Annotated in this window: 16 protein-coding genes; 1 reads left to right on the top strand and 15 read right to left on the bottom strand. The window is 43.8% G+C overall.

The features are described from left to right. Nucleotides 1-231 precede the first annotated feature (231 nt). Together QZZ55_RS03175 and QZZ55_RS03170 are read right to left on the bottom strand one after the other, a co-directional pair. The gene (locus QZZ55_RS03175) at nt 232-2,268 is read right to left on the bottom strand and encodes an NADPH-dependent 2,4-dienoyl-CoA reductase (protein WP_293265257.1); all 2,037 of its coding nucleotides are present in this window, start codon (nt 2,266-2,268) and stop codon (nt 232-234) included. 42 nt (nt 2,269-2,310) lie between these two features. Further along, entirely contained in the window at nt 2,311-3,153 is an 843-nt protein-coding gene (locus QZZ55_RS03170; RefSeq protein WP_293265256.1) for a crotonase/enoyl-CoA hydratase family protein, read from the bottom strand. Between the two features lie 89 nt (nt 3,154-3,242). On the opposite strand from QZZ55_RS03170, the gene QZZ55_RS03165 reads away from it, so the two are divergent. Then, on the top strand, nt 3,243-3,851 hold the full coding sequence (locus tag QZZ55_RS03165) for a TetR/AcrR family transcriptional regulator (protein ID WP_293265255.1): 609 nt from the start codon (nt 3,243-3,245) through the stop codon (nt 3,849-3,851). Nucleotides 3,852-3,873: 22 nt separating this feature from the next. Here the strand turns inward: QZZ55_RS03165 and QZZ55_RS03160 are convergent, their stop codons facing one another. The 13 genes from QZZ55_RS03160 to QZZ55_RS03100 all read right to left on the bottom strand — a co-directional run bounded on the left by QZZ55_RS03160 (nt 3,874) and on the right by QZZ55_RS03100 (nt 17,927). Next, nucleotides 3,874-4,743, bottom strand: coding sequence for a prenyltransferase (locus QZZ55_RS03160; protein ID WP_293265254.1), 870 nt, complete (start codon nt 4,741-4,743; stop codon nt 3,874-3,876). Between the two features lie 56 nt (nt 4,744-4,799). Next, nucleotides 4,800-6,161, bottom strand: coding sequence for a tRNA 5-hydroxyuridine modification protein YegQ (yegQ, locus tag QZZ55_RS03155; RefSeq protein WP_293265253.1), 1,362 nt, complete (start codon nt 6,159-6,161; stop codon nt 4,800-4,802). 70 nt (nt 6,162-6,231) lie between these two features. Continuing rightward, nucleotides 6,232-6,792, bottom strand: a complete 561-nt coding sequence (gene thpR / locus QZZ55_RS03150; RefSeq protein WP_293265252.1) for an RNA 2',3'-cyclic phosphodiesterase — start codon at nt 6,790-6,792, stop codon at nt 6,232-6,234. Between the two features lie 163 nt (nt 6,793-6,955). Then, a complete protein-coding gene (locus QZZ55_RS03145; protein ID WP_293265251.1) occupies nt 6,956-7,561 on the bottom strand; it encodes a glutathione S-transferase family protein in 606 nt (201 codons plus the stop codon). Nucleotides 7,562-7,606: 45 nt separating this feature from the next. Next, nucleotides 7,607-8,623, bottom strand: coding sequence for a hypothetical protein (locus tag QZZ55_RS03140; RefSeq protein ID WP_293265250.1), 1,017 nt, complete (start codon nt 8,621-8,623; stop codon nt 7,607-7,609). A gap of 86 nt (nt 8,624-8,709) precedes the next feature. Then, nucleotides 8,710-10,029: a Xaa-Pro dipeptidase gene (gene pepQ, locus QZZ55_RS03135; protein WP_293265249.1), complete on the bottom strand. Its 1,320-nt coding sequence runs from the start codon at nt 10,027-10,029 to the stop codon at nt 8,710-8,712. A gap of 2 nt (nt 10,030-10,031) precedes the next feature. Further along, nucleotides 10,032-10,979, bottom strand: a complete 948-nt coding sequence (locus QZZ55_RS03130; RefSeq protein ID WP_293265247.1) for a LysR family transcriptional regulator — start codon at nt 10,977-10,979, stop codon at nt 10,032-10,034. Nucleotides 10,980-11,034: 55 nt separating this feature from the next. After that, the gene (locus QZZ55_RS03125; protein WP_293265245.1) at nt 11,035-12,171 is read right to left on the bottom strand and encodes a M14-type cytosolic carboxypeptidase; all 1,137 of its coding nucleotides are present in this window, start codon (nt 12,169-12,171) and stop codon (nt 11,035-11,037) included. 95 nt (nt 12,172-12,266) lie between these two features. After that, nucleotides 12,267-13,286: an oligopeptide/dipeptide ABC transporter ATP-binding protein gene (locus QZZ55_RS03120; protein ID WP_293265243.1), complete on the bottom strand. Its 1,020-nt coding sequence runs from the start codon at nt 13,284-13,286 to the stop codon at nt 12,267-12,269. A 2-nt stretch (nt 13,287-13,288) separates the two neighbouring features. After that, nucleotides 13,289-14,281, bottom strand: coding sequence for an ABC transporter ATP-binding protein (locus tag QZZ55_RS03115; protein WP_293265241.1), 993 nt, complete (start codon nt 14,279-14,281; stop codon nt 13,289-13,291). 3 nt (nt 14,282-14,284) lie between these two features. Further along, nucleotides 14,285-15,235, bottom strand: coding sequence for an ABC transporter permease (locus QZZ55_RS03110; RefSeq protein ID WP_293265239.1), 951 nt, complete (start codon nt 15,233-15,235; stop codon nt 14,285-14,287). Next, nucleotides 15,235-16,212 (bottom strand): ABC transporter permease, encoded by a 978-nt coding sequence (locus QZZ55_RS03105; RefSeq protein WP_293265237.1) that lies wholly within the window; start codon nt 16,210-16,212, stop codon nt 15,235-15,237. Before QZZ55_RS03105 ends, QZZ55_RS03110 begins: the two co-directional genes overlap by 1 nt. A 161-nt stretch (nt 16,213-16,373) precedes the next feature. Continuing rightward, nucleotides 16,374-17,927 carry an ABC transporter substrate-binding protein gene (locus QZZ55_RS03100; protein WP_293265235.1) on the bottom strand — a complete coding sequence of 518 codons (1,554 nt, stop codon included), beginning with the start codon at nt 17,925-17,927 and terminating at the stop codon, nt 16,374-16,376. Nucleotides 17,928-18,139: the final 212 nt, after the last annotated feature.

Raw genomic sequence — 18,139 nt, 5'->3', positions numbered from 1 at the left:
CGATAGAGCCGATAGAGCACTGTACCAAGCGAAAGAGAATGGACGAAATCAAACGACAGAATTGCTGTAGATCAATACTTAGCAGTGAATGTCCGCTTTTGTCTGTATATTTAGCGGATGGTTGCAACACACTCGTTAAATTTAGCAGCAGCCTTTACCTTCCGACATCATTCACAATAAAAAGCCGTTCCAGATTAGTGGAGCGGCATTTCTTGTTTCTAATACTAATCTCTACATTTTAGCCGCTAGTCTTGTTCCTTGATCAATGGCACGCTTTGCGTCCAGCTCGGCTGCGACATCAGCTCCACCAATCAAATGAACAGTTTTGGTTTTAATTTGGTCTGCCAGTTCACGGCATGGATCTTGGCCTGCACAGATAATAACGTTATCCACAGCCAGCAGTTGCGGTTCACCTTTCACTAATATGTGGAGGCCTTGATCGTCAATTTTTTGATATTCGCAGTTGTTGAGCATTTTCACGCCTTTGTTCACCAAATCAGCGCGGTGAATCCAACCGGTGGTTTTACCTAGGCCTGCGCCTACTTTAGTCTTTTTACGTTGCAACAAGGTGACTTCTCGCGCGGCCGGTGCAAAGTTTTGCTTAACCTGCTCCACTCCACCACGAGCAGACATACTCATATCAACACCCCACTGCTTCATAAAAGCAGGGATATTCTGGCTGGTCGACACGCCTTGGTGCACCAAGGCTTCACTGATATCAAAGCCGATACCACCAGCACCAATCACAGCGACTTTATGCCCCACATCGCTACTCAAGTCGGTACTGTTCATTACATCTAGATAATTCAGCACTTTGGGGTGAGTGATGCCGTCAATCTCGGGTAAGCGCGGTGTAATACCGGTGGCAATAACGACTTCATTAAAGTCGCTATTATCAAGCACCTCGGCTGTCACACGTGTGTTTAGCTGCAAATTAACACCGCTCAGTTCTATCTGCTTAGCAAAGTAGCGGATGGTTTCATAAAACTCTTCTTTACCCGGGATGCGCTTAGCAATATTAAACTGCCCGCCCACTGCACTCGCGGCATCAAATAATGTGACTTGGTGGCCTCTTTTAGCGGCGGTGGTAGCAAATGCTAAACCTGCTGGGCCAGCCCCTACAACGGCTATCTTCTTGCTCTTAGCGGCCATCTCGATCACTAACTCTGTTTCGTGACACGCTCGCGGGTTGACCAAGCAACTCGTTAACTTACCCACAAAAATGTGGTCTAAACATGCTTGATTACAACCAATACAGGTATTGATTTCATCTGCACGGTTTTCAGCCGACTTTAGTACAAATTCAGGGTCTGCCAAAAACGGGCGCGCCATCGAGACTATATCGGCATCACCGCGTGCCAGCACATCTTCAGCTACATCGGGTGTATTAATACGGTTAGAGGTAATCACGGGTACCGACAAAGCTTTGCGTATTTCAGCCGTGACCCAAGTAAACGCTGCGCGCGGCACCTTAGTGGCAATCGTCGGGATTCGCGCCTCATGCCAACCAACACCTGTGTTGATGATAGTGACACCGGCATTTTCTATCGCTTTGCCCAACTGAACAACTTCTTCTTGCGAGCTTCCACCCTCAACCAGATCAAGCATAGATAAGCGGTAGATAATGATAAAATCTGTCCCTACCGCCTCACGTACACGGCGAACAACCTCTACCGGAAAGCGAATACGCTGCTCGTATTCACCGCCCCATTCGTCATCACGCTTATTGGTACGCGAAACGATAAATTGGTTGAGCAGGTAACCTTCTGAACCCATGATTTCGACACCATCGTATCCAGCCTCTTTGGCTAGCGATGCACAATTCACAAAGTCCTGAATCTGCTGTTCTATCTCATCTTGCGTGAGCGGGTGCGGCGGGAACGGATTAATCGGCGCTTGTACAGCCGATGGAGCCACCAGCTTAGGGTTGTAGGCATAGCGACCTGTATGCAGGATTTGCATACAAATTTTGCTATCTTCAGCATGCACTGCATCCGTCACAATACGATGATGCGCAACATCTTCTGGCGTCGCCATTAACGCGGCAGCTGAATGCACAGCACCTTCAGAATTAGGGCCGATGCCTCCTGTCACTATCATGGCTACCCCACCACGCGCACGCTCTGCATAAAATGCAGCCATACGCTCAAAACCATTTGGCGCTTCTTCCAGCCCTAAGTGCATAGACCCCATCAACACGCGGTTCTTTAATATGGTAAACCCTAGGTCCAGCGGTGCTAGTAAATTCGGATAGTGTGAATGGCTCATGTCGGCTCTCTCTGTTGATACTGTCATTTTATTTTTGTTTTCTTATTCTGTGAAGGCAGCTTTTATGGGTCGTAGCCCTTCAAAATCAGGTTGCTTACCTGACATTTTTGCCGCAAACGTTTGCATCATGTCGGCGGGTTGAAACATACCGGCCTGCCACGTAGCCATATAACTCAAACTATCAGCTGTACTGTGATCACGCGCATAATTAATCATCTGCTTACAACCGGTTACCGCTAACGGCGACCTTTGTGAAATCAGCTCAGCAATTTGCATAACACCGCTGAGCATTTGATCTTGATCGTCATACACTTCATTTACAAAGCCTGAGGCAACAGCTTCTGCTGCCAACATTTTCCGGCCAGTATAGGCAAGTTCACGTGCTAAACCTGGCGCAAGGAGCTGCGGCAAACGTTGCAGCGTACCTAAATCGGCCGTCATACCGATCTCCGTCTCTTTTACAGTGAAGAAGGCATCTTTGGTGCAATAACGCATATCACTTGCACACACCAAATCTAAAGCACCACCTATGCAACCACCTTGGATAGCAGTGAGTACTGGCATGCGCACATCTTCCAACACAGAAAAACAGGCTTGTAATTGCTGCACTAAACGACGCATCGCTTCTGCGCGTCGCCCTGCTTCTCCTTGAAACATGTCAGGATCTGGTTGAGTAAAAACCTCTAGATCCATTCCTGCGCAAAAATGCTTACCACTAGATGAAATGACCAACACACGTGCTTCTGCCGTTTCATCCAAATTTCTTATTGCTTCTGGAAATTCGCGCCAAAACTCCCGACTCATGGAGTTATATGCCTCTGGCCGATTCAACTGCAGGTGTGCAATTTTATCATTTACCATCAGATCAAAGGTTTGGTAGCTCATCAGAATTCCTTTATCATTTTTTAATCTAGACACCGTCAAGATAATATTCTATTTTGACAGTGTCAAGATTGCTTGGTAAATTTCGCCCCATGATGAAAAGTAAAAAGTCTTACCACCACGGCGATCTTCGTAAAACACTACTAGACGCAGCTACTATGATTATTCGCGAAGGTGGCGTTGAAACTCTTTCTATACGAAAGCTTGCAGACCAAGTCGGTGTCTCCCGAACCGCCCCTTATCATCACTTTAAAGATAAAAACGAATTACTATGCGCTATCGCTGAGCAAGGTTTTTTACTGCAAGATCAAGCGGTAAAGAAAATTCCTGCCCAATATCCTTCACTTGCGCCAGCGGCTTTATTTGAGCAATACGTTTTAGCCTATATTCGCTTTGCCAATGAGCAGCCAGAAACCTACGACCTCATGTTTGGTCGTGAAATATGGAAGACAGGAACACCCACAGATTCATTAAAGGTGATATCAAAAAGCAGCTTCAGAATTTGGGTAGAGTGGATAGACGAACTCAAAGAAAAGAATTTATTTAATCAAGAAGAGCCAACTCTTCGCATCGCACAGGCTAGCTGGGCCGCATTGCACGGACTTTGTAGGCTGTTTAACGATGGCATCTATGTAAACCGCGATGACCTAGAAGCCATTGCTACAACAACCGTTCATATGCTGATTCAAACGAGCGAATAAACACAAAGGCACATTACTTTTATTAGGCCGTTACGCCTAATAAAAGTAATGAGAGATTATAAAGTACCCCAAAGGCCATCAAAAAGCGCCCACTACCCTTCGTTAATGCCACTCGCTCTGGAGCATCGGCTTTAAGTAAAGAGAGCAGCTTTGGTAAGAAAATGAATGCAAGTAGCCCAGATAATAACCAAGCATGATTAAACCACCACGCTAGCAGCACTACACTTAACGCTACACAGACAATAATCATCTTATAAATTAAGCTGCCTGCTGAGTATCCAATACGCACAACTAATGTTTGTATATTGGCTTGCTTATCGGCCTCAAAATCTCTTAACTCATTACTTAACAGTAATAGAGACACCAACAAGCTAATAGGAATACTTAAGAGAATAATGGAAGAGTTCCATTGTCCCATAACCGCTAAATAGCTGCCAACCACCATTAGCACTCCCATCAACCAAAACACCAAGACGACACCCAGCCCTCTAGTTTTATAGTTAACAGGCCGCAATGTGTAGCCCAGAGCGCCTACCAAGCCAACTAAGCATAAATATAAGAAATCTAAGCCAACTTGATAGACAAACCATAAGCCAATCAAGGCAGCTACCCCAAGGCAGTACAAGCCCACTCGAAAATTTTGTTTTATCGCCGCTACTTGATCAATACTTAAATGATAGCGGTCACTGATATCCGAATAGTCGTTAATCAGGTTTACGCCAGCTTGTAACAAAACCCCACCCAATAGCACTAATAAGATACTGGATAGGTTCTGCCCACCATCAGCCAATGCAAGCGACACGCCAGCACCGCAAGCGATTAATGCTACGGCAAATGAAAAAGGCCGTAATGCCTGACTGAATTTATATTTGTCTTTTCTAATATGAGTCATAAGCCGTTAAAAAAGGCGCCCTTGAGCACCTTTAATAGATCAGTGATTATTTGTGTTTACGCAGCACCTGGTGCATTTGGCAAATCGCGCATCAATAAAGCATAGCTCATATCAATACCCGCTTCGAATTCCATTGGTATCTGCATTACATGACCAGAACCTGGCGCAACATCCACAGATTCACCACGTTTGTTGATCATAGTACCCAAGGTGAACTTTCGATTACCCGTAGGTGTCATCAGCTCAAGCGTATCTCCTTGCTTAAAATGATTTTTCACTTCAACGGTCATCATGCCCGACTCTGCATCGTAGTTCGACACTTCACCAACAAACTGCTGATGCACGCCGATAGAGTGCCCTGTTTCATAGTTTTGATATTCATCATGAACATGACGACGATAAAAACCTTCCGTAAAGCCACGGCTTGCTAAGTTTTCCAACTCATCCATTAAACCCATATCAAACGGTCGCCCTGCAACAGCATCGTCAATCGCTTTACGATATGTTTGAGCGGTGCGCGCTGCATAATAATGCGACTTAGTGCGCCCTTCAATTTTTAGCGAGTCTACACCCATTTCTGCTAATTTATGCACATGCTGAATCGCGCGCAGGTCTTTTGAGTTCATGATGTAGGTGCCGTGCTCATCTTCAAAAGCAGGCATATATTCACCCGGACGAGTCTCTTCCTGCAGCAAGAAAATTTTATCTGTATGCTCGCCTTCACCTAAAGCTGGCGGGCGTTTCTCTTGTACAGGATCAAAAGACTGCACGGGGATGATATCACCCGAATCATCCTGCTTAGCTTCATGAGCATCGTACTTCCAACGGCATGTATTGGTGCAAGTGCCCTGATTAGGATCGCGCTTATTAATATAGCCAGAAAGCAAACAACGGCCAGAATAAGCGATACACAACGCGCCATGTACGAAAACTTCGATTTCCATTTCAGGACAACGCTGACGAATTTCAGCAATTTCGTCTAACGATAACTCACGCGACAGTATTACTCGTTCAATACCTGCCTGGTGCCAAAATTTAACGGCAGCCCAGTTCATCGTGTTCGCTTGTACTGACAAGTGAATCGGGATGTCTGGAAAGTTTTCTTTCACCAGCATGATTAAACCTGGGTCCGACATAATAATGGCATCGGGTCCCATAGCAATAACTGGACGAAGATCATCGATATAAGTAGTTAGCTTGCTGTTATGAGGCAATATGTTACTGGCCAAAAAAAACTTTTTGTTCAACTGGTGAGCGTAATCAATACCCTCAGCAAGATTCGCCATAGTAAAGTCATTATTGCGTACCCGCAGACTATATCGAGGCTGTCCGGCATAAACAGCATCTGCCCCATAGGCAAATGCATATTTCATGTTTTTTAATGTTCCCGCAGGAGACAATAATTCTGGGCTTCGCATACTTAATACTTACTCGTTTCATGCTTGAGGGTTATTGATCTCCTTGCCTAACATTTTATTTACATAAAAATCAGGCAAGATCTTGCAGGTCGATTTCAAACAACGGTGTATAAACAGAACCGTGCTCACCAGGCTTACTTTGCAGTAAAACCACTGAGTCAGCCAAGCTATATAAGTTTAAATCTGGCCACTGTGTAGGGTGCTTAAGCTCATTTTGGTTAGGCAGCTTTCCTAATGTGATATGCGGTTTAAAATCAGCCAAGTCACACTTTATGCCAGCCGCTTTCACAATTTTAGCCACACATTTTTGTAAAGAACGTAATGCTTTGTTCTCTGAAGGCAGTGCCGCTATTAATGAAAGCTCCTTACTTATTTCGTAATAGTTAACTTTTTCCAAGCAAACCTGAAATGACAACTCATCCTTCAACTGTTGCTTTGTTAGTTCTTCTAACAAATCAACTTGGTCTAGGGCCGTATCACCAAGAAAACAAAGGGTTAAATGATATTGGTCTGAATCAACCCAATCTACTTCAAGTTTGCGATCATATTCACACAAACTGTCGGCATGATCAGCCAACTGCCTTACGACGGAGTCATGCAACCGTAGGGCAAAAAACGTTCGAATCCTCATGGGTTCGTGTTTACAACCTTTGCTATTTCAAGATCGAGTATTTTGCCTTGCCGCTCTAAATTGCGCAAATTTTTTACACTCTTCTTTAGCGTTATTCTTTAGATATTCTCTCTAAAACTCTCATTGGGAGCCGTCACTATAAAGCACCCACTCGTTTTCTTGCTCAAGGTCGCGCTAAAGCAGCTACTTTTTTATTCTCAGGAGATGATAAAATTCTACGCACCCAAGCAGTAACATTGGGGTAAGACGTGTAATCAAAACCAGCAAGTTTTGGCCAACTTAAAACCATAGCGCCATGGATATCAGCAATCGTTTTATCCCCCACTAGGTACTCTTTTCCTTCTAGTTGAGCCTCTAAAACAGGCAAAAAACGCTGCAAAGTTGCCCTCGCTTTATCACATGCATCCTGATCATTAAGAACACCTTTAAACTGCAGCAACATATCAAGTGCGGCAGACTCCAGTTGATTGCTCGTAAACAAGGACCACCGTAAAATATCCGCTTCGGCTTCTGGCGTGTTCGCCCATAGACGCCCTTTGCCATATTTTCTTACCAAGTAATACAAAATAGCCTGCGTTTCAAACAGGAAAAAATCTCCGTCTTGTAAAGTAGGCACCTTGCCCGTTGGGTTTATCTGTCGATATTCAGGCGCCTGAGAAGCATCACTACGTGTGCCTATATTAACCAGTTCATATTCTAACCCGAGCGTTTCGAGTGCAACCATAACCATGCCCGCACGAGATAGAGTACTACCATACACTTTTAACATTGCGCATTTCCTAATAACAAAGTATTTATAAAAGCGTATGAAAATTTATAGCTTATTCATACGAACACTCAACGCATTTACTTTTCGTTGAAGCGACATCATATCTCTATTTATTTGACGGCGCGTACCATCTATCGCACTGATCGCCTGCTCATTCACTCGTACCCTAGATTCAACATTGCTACCCGAGCTACGTGGCCTTTTTTCTACATCACTTATCCGACGGGTTAGCTTTTTAATAGAAGATAGCTGGTTTGATTGCTCTTCACTTAAAGCCTCCTCAACAACAGCAATTTGTGTCTGTAACGTGGCCAAGGTCTGCTTTAACGATGTAATATTTTTCTTTGATACTGCAATATTTTGAGCATTGCTAGTTTTGAACTGCGCTTGTTTTTTGCTTATTGCGGATTGATCTTTTGAAAGTTGACTATTCACTTTCATCAGCGCGCTCAGCTGCTCATCAACAGCATCCACTTTAGAGGTTAATAAACTAATTTGAGCAACGTCTTTAGCAAGACTCGTGAATTGTTTTGCTTGTGCCTGCTGATGTGTAATCAGCTCATTACCCGCACTTTCTGATTTATCGACACGAGCGGACAAACTTTTAAGACTCACTGTTAACGACTCAATGCCTGCTTTATTCCGCTTATTGGCAACATCCCATAACTTAGCGATTTCAGAGTCGTAGTGTGTGTATTTTGCAGCTGCATCTTGATTTACTGCACCTAATTGTTGCTCCAATGTTTGCCCCGTCTGTACGGCACTATCATTAGCAACATTGAGCAATTTTTCCAACTCATTAAGACGTTCAGACGCACTGTTCAACGACTGTTGCTGCTGAACAATTGTTTGCTGCATACCAAACCCGACATACCCCAAACCACTGCAAGCGGTAGTCAATAACACTAAAATCAATGTCGTCGTCCAGCCACCATCATTACTTTCAGTAGCAGACAACTCTGTATGAGTTTTCTTTTCAGATTGGTCAACTTTTAGTGGTGCAGGACTACGGTCGGCAGGCCCTAAATCGGGTACCTGTAGATCGTTATTATCATGACTCATCAGGACTTTTTGCCTTATTTAAAAACACTGTTCACAAATTACCAGCTTTAAACAAGCAACAAAAGTCCTGCTCTGTAGATAGTCCACTAATTCAGACCATTAAAGGCATCACGCGTATAATTTTCAACGCCTGTGGGTGTTACGCACACGTTATCTTCAATACGAATACCACCCCACGGGGTAAGCTCGTTTACTAATGCCCAGTTTATATGACTCGCAAGCGACGTTGATTTTAAACGATCCAGTAATAACGGAATAAAATATAAACCGGGCTCAACGGTAACAACCATATTTTCTGTCAAGGTGCGTGTTAAACGTAGGAATGGATGCTGCTCCGGTGGTGCTTCTACTAAGCCTTTGCTATCTTGCTGCCACCCACCAATATCATGTACCTGTATACCCAATAAATGCCCTAAGCCATGTGGATAAAAAGTACGCGTTATCGATAACCTCTCTAGAGGACTGAGCACCGCTTCACGCTTAATGATTCCTGCATTAGACAATATAGAAAACAATTTTTGATGCATATTTTCGTGAAGCGCAATAAATGACAAACCTGGCTTAATCATTTCAACCAACGCTAATTGCGCTTCATCCATCGCCGCCAACAGAGCCTGAAAATCCTGATTCCCCTGACTGACTGTACGTGTAATATCCGCGACATAACCATGACATACAGCACCGGCATCAACTAATAAAGTATGGTGGTACTGAGGCGCTATGCGATCCTTATGCTGATAATGTAGTACAGCAGCATGCTCATTAAGGCCAACAATATTACTGTATGGCAACTCACGCTCAAGATGAGTCGTGGCGCTCAAGTAACCTTGATGCAATTCATACTCACTCAATCCCTCATAAAAGCCTCGACGAGTGAAACGATGGCCTTTAATCGCAATACGATTAGCCTCACGAATGCAACGTTGCTCCCACGCCGTTTTTTCTGCACGCTGGTAGTGTAATGCATGCATCAATGCCTCAGGGTTATGCTTCACTTTTAACTGTAAAAGCTCAATAATATTCTCAGAGATCAATGCAACATCGCCGCTAACACTTAGCCGCTTAAGTTGAGCCTCTTTATCTGTAAATAAATGCACATCGTAAAGCTCACTCCAGAACTCGGCGGGCTCTGTCGTTGTCATATGCCAAAAATCATCAGGTGAATAGATATATAAACTCGGTTTATCACCTGGTTTTATAAGCAAAAAACATTCTGGATGCTCTGTAAGAAATGGCATCCATTGTACAAAATGCGGATTCGGCTTAAATGCTGGCGCATAATCATCAAGAAAGTAGTTCTTAGTACTTCCAGAATGAATGAGCATCGCATCAAGTTGCTCTCGCTCAAATAAAGCAATGCAACGCTGCTGAAGGGTGGCTAAGTGGTCTCTAAATAGTGCTTCCATAATTAAGCCTGCATCTCTATAAGTCCGTCAGTTTGTAGTTCTTTGCGCATTTTTTCCCAAAAAGGTTCTAAAGTTGCACGGTGGCTATCTTTCAGGCGATATAAACGAATTTGTAGGGGTATATTCCACTGCTCTTCACCCGCCAGTGAGAGGCTATTATAGGTAAGGCTCTCGCTCACTAAGCGCTTTGGTAACCAGCCCACGCCAAACCCTTCTTTAATCATCGCTTTTACGCTCACTGAGTGCATATTCTCATTGATAGTAACGAGGTGAGGAGGCGTCTCGACTTTCTGCAAAGAGTGATCCACTAACGGCCTTAAGAATGAACTCGCGTGATAACTAATATAGGGAAGAGGATTACGCGAATTCCCCGGCAACTGAAAGAGCGGTTGGTTATCGTCATCTAACGCGGTCACTGGAACTAATTCTTCTTCGCATACCACTAAGTATTCAAACTCTGGGCCTTCTAACTCTTGAATAAAATTTATCAAGGGGTGCCAGTAGCACAACACCAAATCGCACTGGCCTTGTGTTAACGCCGCAACAAAATCACTAGCAGCCCACGATGTTGAGTTAAGATTTAGATCAATGGGAATACTATGTCGCTCAGAAGCTGGCATCAGCCAGTTCCTATAAAACAGTAGGTAGAGTGTTTGCGTGGTGGCAAAACGCAAACGACTTTCGACTTGTTTACGAATTTCACGACATTGAGATTTCGTATCACGCGCTATGCGCGACATATTCTCTGCCCCCGAAAGAAAAACCTCACCGGCAGGCGTGAGACTCAACGGCAGAGTATTTCGGTCGATCAGCGTCACCCCCATCTCATCTTCAAGCAACTTTATACGGCGACTCAACGTAGGCTGAGTGACATTGCGTTCTTCCGCTGCCCGAGAGAAATGACGAGTGCGAGCCAAGGCGATAAAGTCATCCAGCCACCTTAACTCCATACGCTATGTACTCCGCACGCTATAAATCCCATATAAGCCTCTACAACTGAAATAATTAGCGAGCCAACAACCAATCTTTAATTGGATTCAGTATAGATGCCCCAAGTTTTCGTGAGCGCTCTGGAGACCAACCATAAACAGGATCAGGACGCTCATCATGATCTTTAAACGGCATCTCTAGGGTCATGGCGGGACACTTAAAATGGTCTCCTACCCAAAACGAACCTACGGTCAACGTTTCTGGTCCAAACTTACCTGGTTCATACCCTCTTTCTAGCTGAAAGTCAGGATTAACACGACGTAAGTCTTCTTTGAACTGCTCTTCTTCAGCCAATACCTTATCTGTTACATCTGGTGCACCTGCCTGCCCGGCAATGAAGTTACACGGTAACGCTTCATCACCATGGATATCAAGGAACAGATCTACACCATTCGCCATCATCTGATCTCTGACATATAACACTTCAGGGCTTTTATCTAATGTCGGTGTCTGCCATTCTCGATTAAGGTTAGTGCCAACAGCATTGGTACGAAGGTGCCCACGGACCGAGCCATCAGGGTTCATATTGGGGACAACCCAAAACACGCAGGATTCCAAAAGCGAGCTTGCCAACGGATCTTCTTCATCAAGAAGTCTCTCTAGCATCCCTTCAATAAACCATTCTGCCATGGTTTCTCCAGGATGCTGACGCGCCGTTACCCAGACATTAATCTGACTTGCTACTGGGATATCATCAGTAGCAATACGCAGCAAGTTAATATCCCTACCATCTACTGTACTACCGATATCTTGAACTTCACATAGCTCAGATTGCTGAACAGCTGCGACTAAATCCAGATGCTGTTCAAAGCTGTACGGCGCAAAATAAGCATAATAAATACTGCTCTGTTCAGGTGTATGCTCAATAATAAGTTCACCATTATTATAACGTGTCGGCACCCGAAACCACTCTTGCCGATCATAAGAAGCGACTGCTTTATAGTCTTCCCAACCATCTGGATAAGCAGCATCCTCAGCATTCAGAAAGCGCATACTCAGCGCGTCACAGGCAGCACCTTGAACACGAAAATAAAACCATTGAAAAAAGTCTGAGCTTTGGTCTTTACGAATCTTTAGTTGAATATTTTGTACCGAAGAAGATTCAACAACCTCAATGTTGCCCGCATCAAACTGACTACTGATTTTAAGCATGCTAATACCCATATAAAAAGAGCTACGTAAATTGAGAAGTAACTATGTCTAAACGATAGGCCTAAACTATATAGACCTAAGCTATAAACTTTAAGCTACAGGCGATTCTCTTCAACACCGTGACAGGCAACCTGAGTACCATCGTCGAGAAGAGTTAGCACAGGAATCTCTTGCTTACAGCGCTCGTTAGCATGAGGGCAACGGCCATGAAACACGCAACCAGAAGGTAGGTTAACGGGCGTTGGTACTTCACCGCTCAGCTTGATGTAGTCAGGTCTATCATCTTCTAAACGAGGAATAGCGGACATCAGCGCCTGTGTATAAGGATGACGAGGGCTCGAAAACAGCTGTTTAGTTGGTGCAAGTTCACACAAGGTACCCAAGTACATAACAGCTACACGTGTACCAAAATGCTCTACAACGGATAGATCATGTGTAATAAACAGATACGTTAAATTTCGTTGCTCTTGCGCGTCCATCATCAGGTTAAGGACTTGCGCCTGAATTGAAACATCCAGAGCTGAAATAGGCTCATCTGCAACAATAAACTCGGGATCGACGGCTAACGCACGTGCAATACTGATGCGCTGCCTCTGCCCTCCAGAAAACTCATGTGAATATCGTTCACCCCAACTAGGGTCGACTCCGACCGACAACATCACTTCTGCAATTTTGTCTTTAACCTCAGTTAACGTCATCGATGGATTATGAAAACGAATGGGCTCTTGCAACGTTTCCATAATGGTCATACGAGGATTCAAAGATGCATAAGGATTCTGAAAAATCATCTGCATTTTTTTACGATAAGGCAACATCTGCTTATCGCTTAAATTATCAATGCGCTCACCGCGATAAGAGATCTGCCCAGCGGTTGGCGTTAACAGCCCCATTACCGTTCTAGCAACGGTTGATTTACCACAACCAGATTCACCTACCACACATAGCGCTTCACCCGGCATAACATCCAAAGACACACCATTAATGGCATGCACATACTCTTGATGTCGAGTGATTTTACCGCCTTTAAATTGCAACTGATCAAGAAAGTCACCAGAGATAGAAAAGCGTTTATACAGATCTCGTACCTGTACGAGCGAATCATTTTGTTCTGCCATCTTCATACCTCATTACCCAGCAATTCATCTTGCTTTGATTCAGCCACCATATGACAAGCAACCTGACAGTTACCCGACTCAGTGAAAGACGGCAGTTTCTGTTCGCATATATCCATGACATATTCACAACGTGGATTAAACGAACACCCCTTAGGTATACGCTGTAAAGGCGGCATAGTCCCTTTAATTTGATTGAGTTTCTGACCCGGAATTGCCATCTGAGGCAAAGCATTCATTAACCCTTGAGTATAAGGGTGCTGTGCATCGTTAATGACTTCTTTAGTCGGACCTTGTTCAATAATACGCCCTGCATACATAACCAACATGCGCTGCGTTACCTGTGAAACAACACCTAAATCATGAGTAATCAGAATCAGTGCAACATTATTTTGCTCACAAAGGTTGAGCATCAGATCCATTATCTCAGCTTGAATCGTTACATCCAGTGCAGTTGTAGGTTCATCCGCAATAATAATATCTGGGTCAAGTAACAAACCGATTGCAATAACAATACGTTGGCGCATACCGCCAGATAGCTCATGCGGATATTGATCTAAACGTTTTTCCGGTGAAGGTATCTGTACTTGTTGCAATTTTTTTAACGCGATGCGTTTAGCATCAACTACAGAAATTTTACGATGCGCTAATAAACACTCCACCATCTGCGTACCAATAGTCAACACAGGGTTTAAAGTCATCATCGGGTCTTGGAAAATCATCGATATACGATTGCCCCGAATCGACCTCAACTCTTCAGGCGCTAAGTGAGCTAGATCATACCCTTCAAAATGAACGTTTCCTGATGAAATCCGACCTGGGCGCGATAATAGGTTAATAATTGAAAACCCCAATACCGACTTACCTGCTCCGGATTCACCCACTATGCCAAGACGCTCACCGCGTTCCAGCGTAAAGCTGACATTTCTTAATGCTTTGACTGCGCCACTGCGAAGGCCAAAACACACTTCTAAGTTGTTAACTTCTAACAAAGGCATGCGTTACCCCTTATACAGTTTTGGGTTAAGAACATCGCGCATCCAGTCACCGAGTAAATTCATGACTAGCACCAGTACGATAAGAACAACACCAGGAATAACCGTAATCCACCATGCACCAGAAAAAATATACTCGAACCCACTCGAGATAAGTGACCCAAGCGATGGCTGTGAAACCGGCATACCCAGCCCCAAAAAGGACAGGGACGCTTCGGATATAATTGCATTCGCAATCTGTACTGTGGAGATAACAAGAATAGGCGATAACGTGTTTGGTAAAATATGACGGAACATAATTCTCAGTCGCCCAAACCCCATGACTCTGGCAGCATCAACATATTCTTTCTTTTTCTCAGCCAGCACAGAGGCACGAATCGTACGCGCATACTGCGGCCACTCAGCAATACCTATCACCAGGATCAACATAATCATAGCTAGTTGTTGGTACAACTCAGTTCCAAAGGTTGCTTGAAACACTGCTAATACAATAATAGCGACCATTAATGTAGAGAATGATAATTGAATATCCGCTATACGCATCAGAAAGCTATCAACTCGCCCTCCGATATAACCTGCGGTCAACCCAATAACGATACCCAACAGTGCCTGCAATGCCACTGCACAAAGTCCGATCATCAAGGATACGCGTGTTCCATAAAGAATCGTCGAAAGCATATCGCGCCCTTGCGCGTCGGTTCCCAAAATGAAATCTTCTTCTCCCTCCTCCTGCCAACTAGGCGGGATTTCAGAGTTCATAATATCGATTTGAGAGGCATCATACGGATCAAACGGTGCGATAAACGATGCTGAAATAGCCAGTATTGCGTACGTCAAAAAAATCAAAAAACTAAATTGTGCAACCCGATCAATTTTAAAGCTATGCCAAAAATGCGATGCTTTAAAGCGCTGTAAAGCCGTAGGATGCTGTTCCATATTTTGAGTAGATTCAGCCATTATTTTTTACCTGCCAGATTTACTGTAGGATTAACTAGCCCATAGATCAGATCAACTAAGGTATTGGTAACAACAAATATTGCACCCACCACGATCAAATAAGCCACAATCAGTGGTGTATCGACCCGGTTCACCGCTTCAAGAAACAGAAAACCCATACCTGGCCATTGGAATACGGTTTCGGTCAAAATGGTGTAAGCCACCATTGTGCCTATCTGCACACCACCCACAGTAATCACTGGTAACATAGTATTTTTAAGTGCATGTAAAAAATAAATACGTCGAGGAGATATACCTTTTGCCCATGCAAATTTCACATACTCAGATTGCAGGACTTCCATCATTTCAGCGCGAATCAAACGGATAAATAGCGGCAACATAATGGATGCCAATGTAAAGCTTGGGAGTATCAGGTGTTTTAACCCATCTGCCGATAGCAAGCCTGTTTCCCAAAAGCCCATGACATTCGTCGTGTCACCGCGCCCATAGGAGGGCAACCAACCCAACTCGATAGCAAACAAATAAATAAGCCCTATGGCCGTTAAAAATACCGGTATAGATATACCGACAATACTTAACCCCATCACCGTTTTTGAGAACCAACTCTGAGGATTAATCGCCGAGTAAACACCGATAGGTACCGAGAAAAGGACGATAATAATGGTTGCGCCGAACACCAGCTCCAATGTTGCTGGCAATTTTTTCATAATCACTTCAAAAGCAGGTTTTTTGAAAAAGTAGGAATTACCAAGGTCACCCTGCACTGCTTTTTTGGCAAAACGCACATATTGCACAAGAAACGGATCATTTAACCCCATCTCTTCACGCAATGCCTGACGCTCCTCCTCTGATACTGCTTGCCCTACCAGCTCTCTTAAAGGATCACCTAAGTTATCCTGAATAGAGAAACTAATAAGGCTGATGACAAACATCACAACAACCGCTTGAAAAAATCGTTTTACAAAAAACGCAATCATGATTATCAGCCTTAGGGTTTGGCGATGTAGTTCACAAAGCCAGGGGTTATCTGCTTTTTATTCTAGGTGGGGAGCGCTGCTCCCCAAAGGCTATGTGTAATACCTGAATACATAATGACGTATCCAGGCATTACAAAACGCGAGGCTTAATTCAAAGAGGGTTACTCTTTGATAATAAGGTCACCGATATATGGAAAGTTCATACCGTTAACAATCGGTGCAATTTCAACACCTTTACGCGCACCCCAGCTTAGGTTCTGCCAATGAAGCGGGACAAATGCAGCATCGTCATACACTGCTTTTTCCATTGCTTGCATAATACTTGCACGCTTTTCTGGATCAGTAATTGTATTAGATTCAGACATCATGGCATCAACAGCAGGGTTACAGTAGTTACCACTGTTGTATTGGCCAGCACCGGTGTCTTTATTGGCACATGCTGATAAAAACTCAAAGAAGTTGTTAGTATCTTCTGTATCTGAATGCCAACCAATCATCATCATATCAGCCGCACGTTCATCAAATGCTGGCCAATATTGAGCTTTTGGCATAGTTTTCAAATCAACTTTTATTTTGATTTTTGCCAACATAGAAACCACTGCCTGAGCGATTTTTTCGTCGTTCACATAACGGTTATTCGGTGCCATCATTGTGACTGTGAAACCTTGGCTGTATCCGGCTTCTTTCATTAGTTCTTTGGCTTTCTTCAAATCATAGCGTGGCGTTAGTGCCGGGTTATGACCTAAATATCCTTTTGGAGAGAACTGTGCACCAGGAGTAGCAAAACCTTTCATGATTTTCTTAACGATACCTTCTTGGTTTATCGCATAGTTAATCGCTTGGCGTACTCGTTTATCCTTAAAAACCTCATTACGTTCCTGGTTCATCTGGAATGTAATGATTCGCGTGCCACCCATCGTTACCAATTCAACATTATCACTGCTTTTAATGCGCTTGTGATCTGTCGGTGGGACCGGAGCAATAAAGTCCACATCGCCGGCAAGTAGGGCCGCTACACGAGTAGGCGCTTCTTTGATCGGTGTGAAAACAATCTTATCAACGTTACCCGGAGAGTTTTTATCCCAGTAACCTGCATTACGAGTAAACTCAACTTTAACACCCTGCTCACGATAAGAAACAGTATATGGGCCCGTACCAGAAATGGTGCGTGATGCAAAAGAGTCACCATGCTTTACTAGCAAATCCTTTGGCTTACCATTCGCATCTTCCCCTGAGAAAAATGCACTATCCATAGGGAAAAGGTAAGTCATGTTATTAAGAATCAGAGGAAATGGCTCAGCAGTGACTAGATCGAAAGTATGATCATCAATGACATTAAGTGCCTTAAACGGAGCAAATACACCTTTAAAGTCTGGCGACTCCTGTAAACGCTTAAAGGTAAAAGCGACATCTTTTGTAGAAAGCTCATTACCGCTGTGGAATTTCACACCTTTACGCAAATGAAAACGCATCGTGTTATCGTCAATACGCTCCCACTTTTCAGCCAAACGTGGCTCAAATCCTAAGTTCCTATCCCAACGAACTAATGGGTCATAGGTCATATGAGATAACTGCAATGTACCGCCGGAAAGCTGCTCATATGGATCAAGAGAAACAGGGTCGGCATCATAGGCCATTCTTAACGTAGCAGCCTGTGCACTGGCTATATTCAACGCAAGTGCAGCACCTGCGAATAGCAAAGCGGTTTTTTTCATCTCGGTATCCCTTTTTAATTTTTTTGTTAGGGTATTTTGTAGTCATGAGGACTAAAACCAGACTACCGGAACGCCGCCAACATACCAATTGAGATTACGAGTGAGCCTATACAGAATCTAAATGATGAATTAAATACTTATTTAACAAAGAGATAAAAACAAAAAACCCGACCAAAGGTCGGGTTTTTTTAAAAGCTATGAGCTAAATGAAT

Origin of the sequence: Neptunomonas sp., assembly GCF_016744175.1 — a bacterium.
Classification (GTDB): Bacteria; Pseudomonadota; Gammaproteobacteria; order Pseudomonadales; family Balneatricaceae; genus Neptunomonas.
Note: the sequence above shows the minus strand (reverse complement) of the source record. Positions and strands in the feature narration are given on the sequence as shown.

Excerpts from the sequence above, each read along its gene's own strand:
- yegQ (WP_293265253.1), bottom strand. The coding sequence starts at position 6,161 with ATGCGAAGCCCAGAATTATTGTCTCCTGCGGGAACATTAAAAAACATG.
- QZZ55_RS03115 (WP_293265241.1), bottom strand. The coding sequence starts at position 14,281 with ATGCCTTTGTTAGAAGTTAACAACTTAGAAGTGTGTTTTGGCCTTCGC.
- QZZ55_RS03170 (WP_293265256.1), bottom strand. The coding sequence starts at position 3,153 with ATGAGCTACCAAACCTTTGATCTGATGGTAAATGATAAAATTGCACAC.
- QZZ55_RS03100 (WP_293265235.1), bottom strand. The coding sequence starts at position 17,927 with ATGAAAAAAACCGCTTTGCTATTCGCAGGTGCTGCACTTGCGTTGAAT.
- QZZ55_RS03110 (WP_293265239.1), bottom strand. The coding sequence starts at position 15,235 with ATGGCTGAATCTACTCAAAATATGGAACAGCATCCTACGGCTTTACAG.
- pepQ (WP_293265249.1), bottom strand. The coding sequence starts at position 10,029 with ATGGAAGCACTATTTAGAGACCACTTAGCCACCCTTCAGCAGCGTTGC.
- QZZ55_RS03145 (WP_293265251.1), bottom strand. The coding sequence starts at position 7,561 with ATGTTAAAAGTGTATGGTAGTACTCTATCTCGTGCGGGCATGGTTATG.
- QZZ55_RS03105 (WP_293265237.1), bottom strand. The coding sequence starts at position 16,212 with ATGATTGCGTTTTTTGTAAAACGATTTTTTCAAGCGGTTGTTGTGATG.
- QZZ55_RS03160 (WP_293265254.1), bottom strand. The coding sequence starts at position 4,743 with ATGACTCATATTAGAAAAGACAAATATAAATTCAGTCAGGCATTACGG.
- QZZ55_RS03120 (WP_293265243.1), bottom strand. The coding sequence starts at position 13,286 with ATGGCAGAACAAAATGATTCGCTCGTACAGGTACGAGATCTGTATAAA.
- QZZ55_RS03165 (WP_293265255.1), top strand. The coding sequence starts at position 3,243 with ATGATGAAAAGTAAAAAGTCTTACCACCACGGCGATCTTCGTAAAACA.
- QZZ55_RS03140 (WP_293265250.1), bottom strand. The coding sequence starts at position 8,623 with ATGAGTCATGATAATAACGATCTACAGGTACCCGATTTAGGGCCTGCC.
- QZZ55_RS03130 (WP_293265247.1), bottom strand. The coding sequence starts at position 10,979 with ATGGAGTTAAGGTGGCTGGATGACTTTATCGCCTTGGCTCGCACTCGT.
- QZZ55_RS03175 (WP_293265257.1), bottom strand. The coding sequence starts at position 2,268 with ATGAGCCATTCACACTATCCGAATTTACTAGCACCGCTGGACCTAGGG.
- QZZ55_RS03125 (WP_293265245.1), bottom strand. The coding sequence starts at position 12,171 with ATGCTTAAAATCAGTAGTCAGTTTGATGCGGGCAACATTGAGGTTGTT.
- thpR (WP_293265252.1), bottom strand. The coding sequence starts at position 6,792 with ATGAGGATTCGAACGTTTTTTGCCCTACGGTTGCATGACTCCGTCGTA.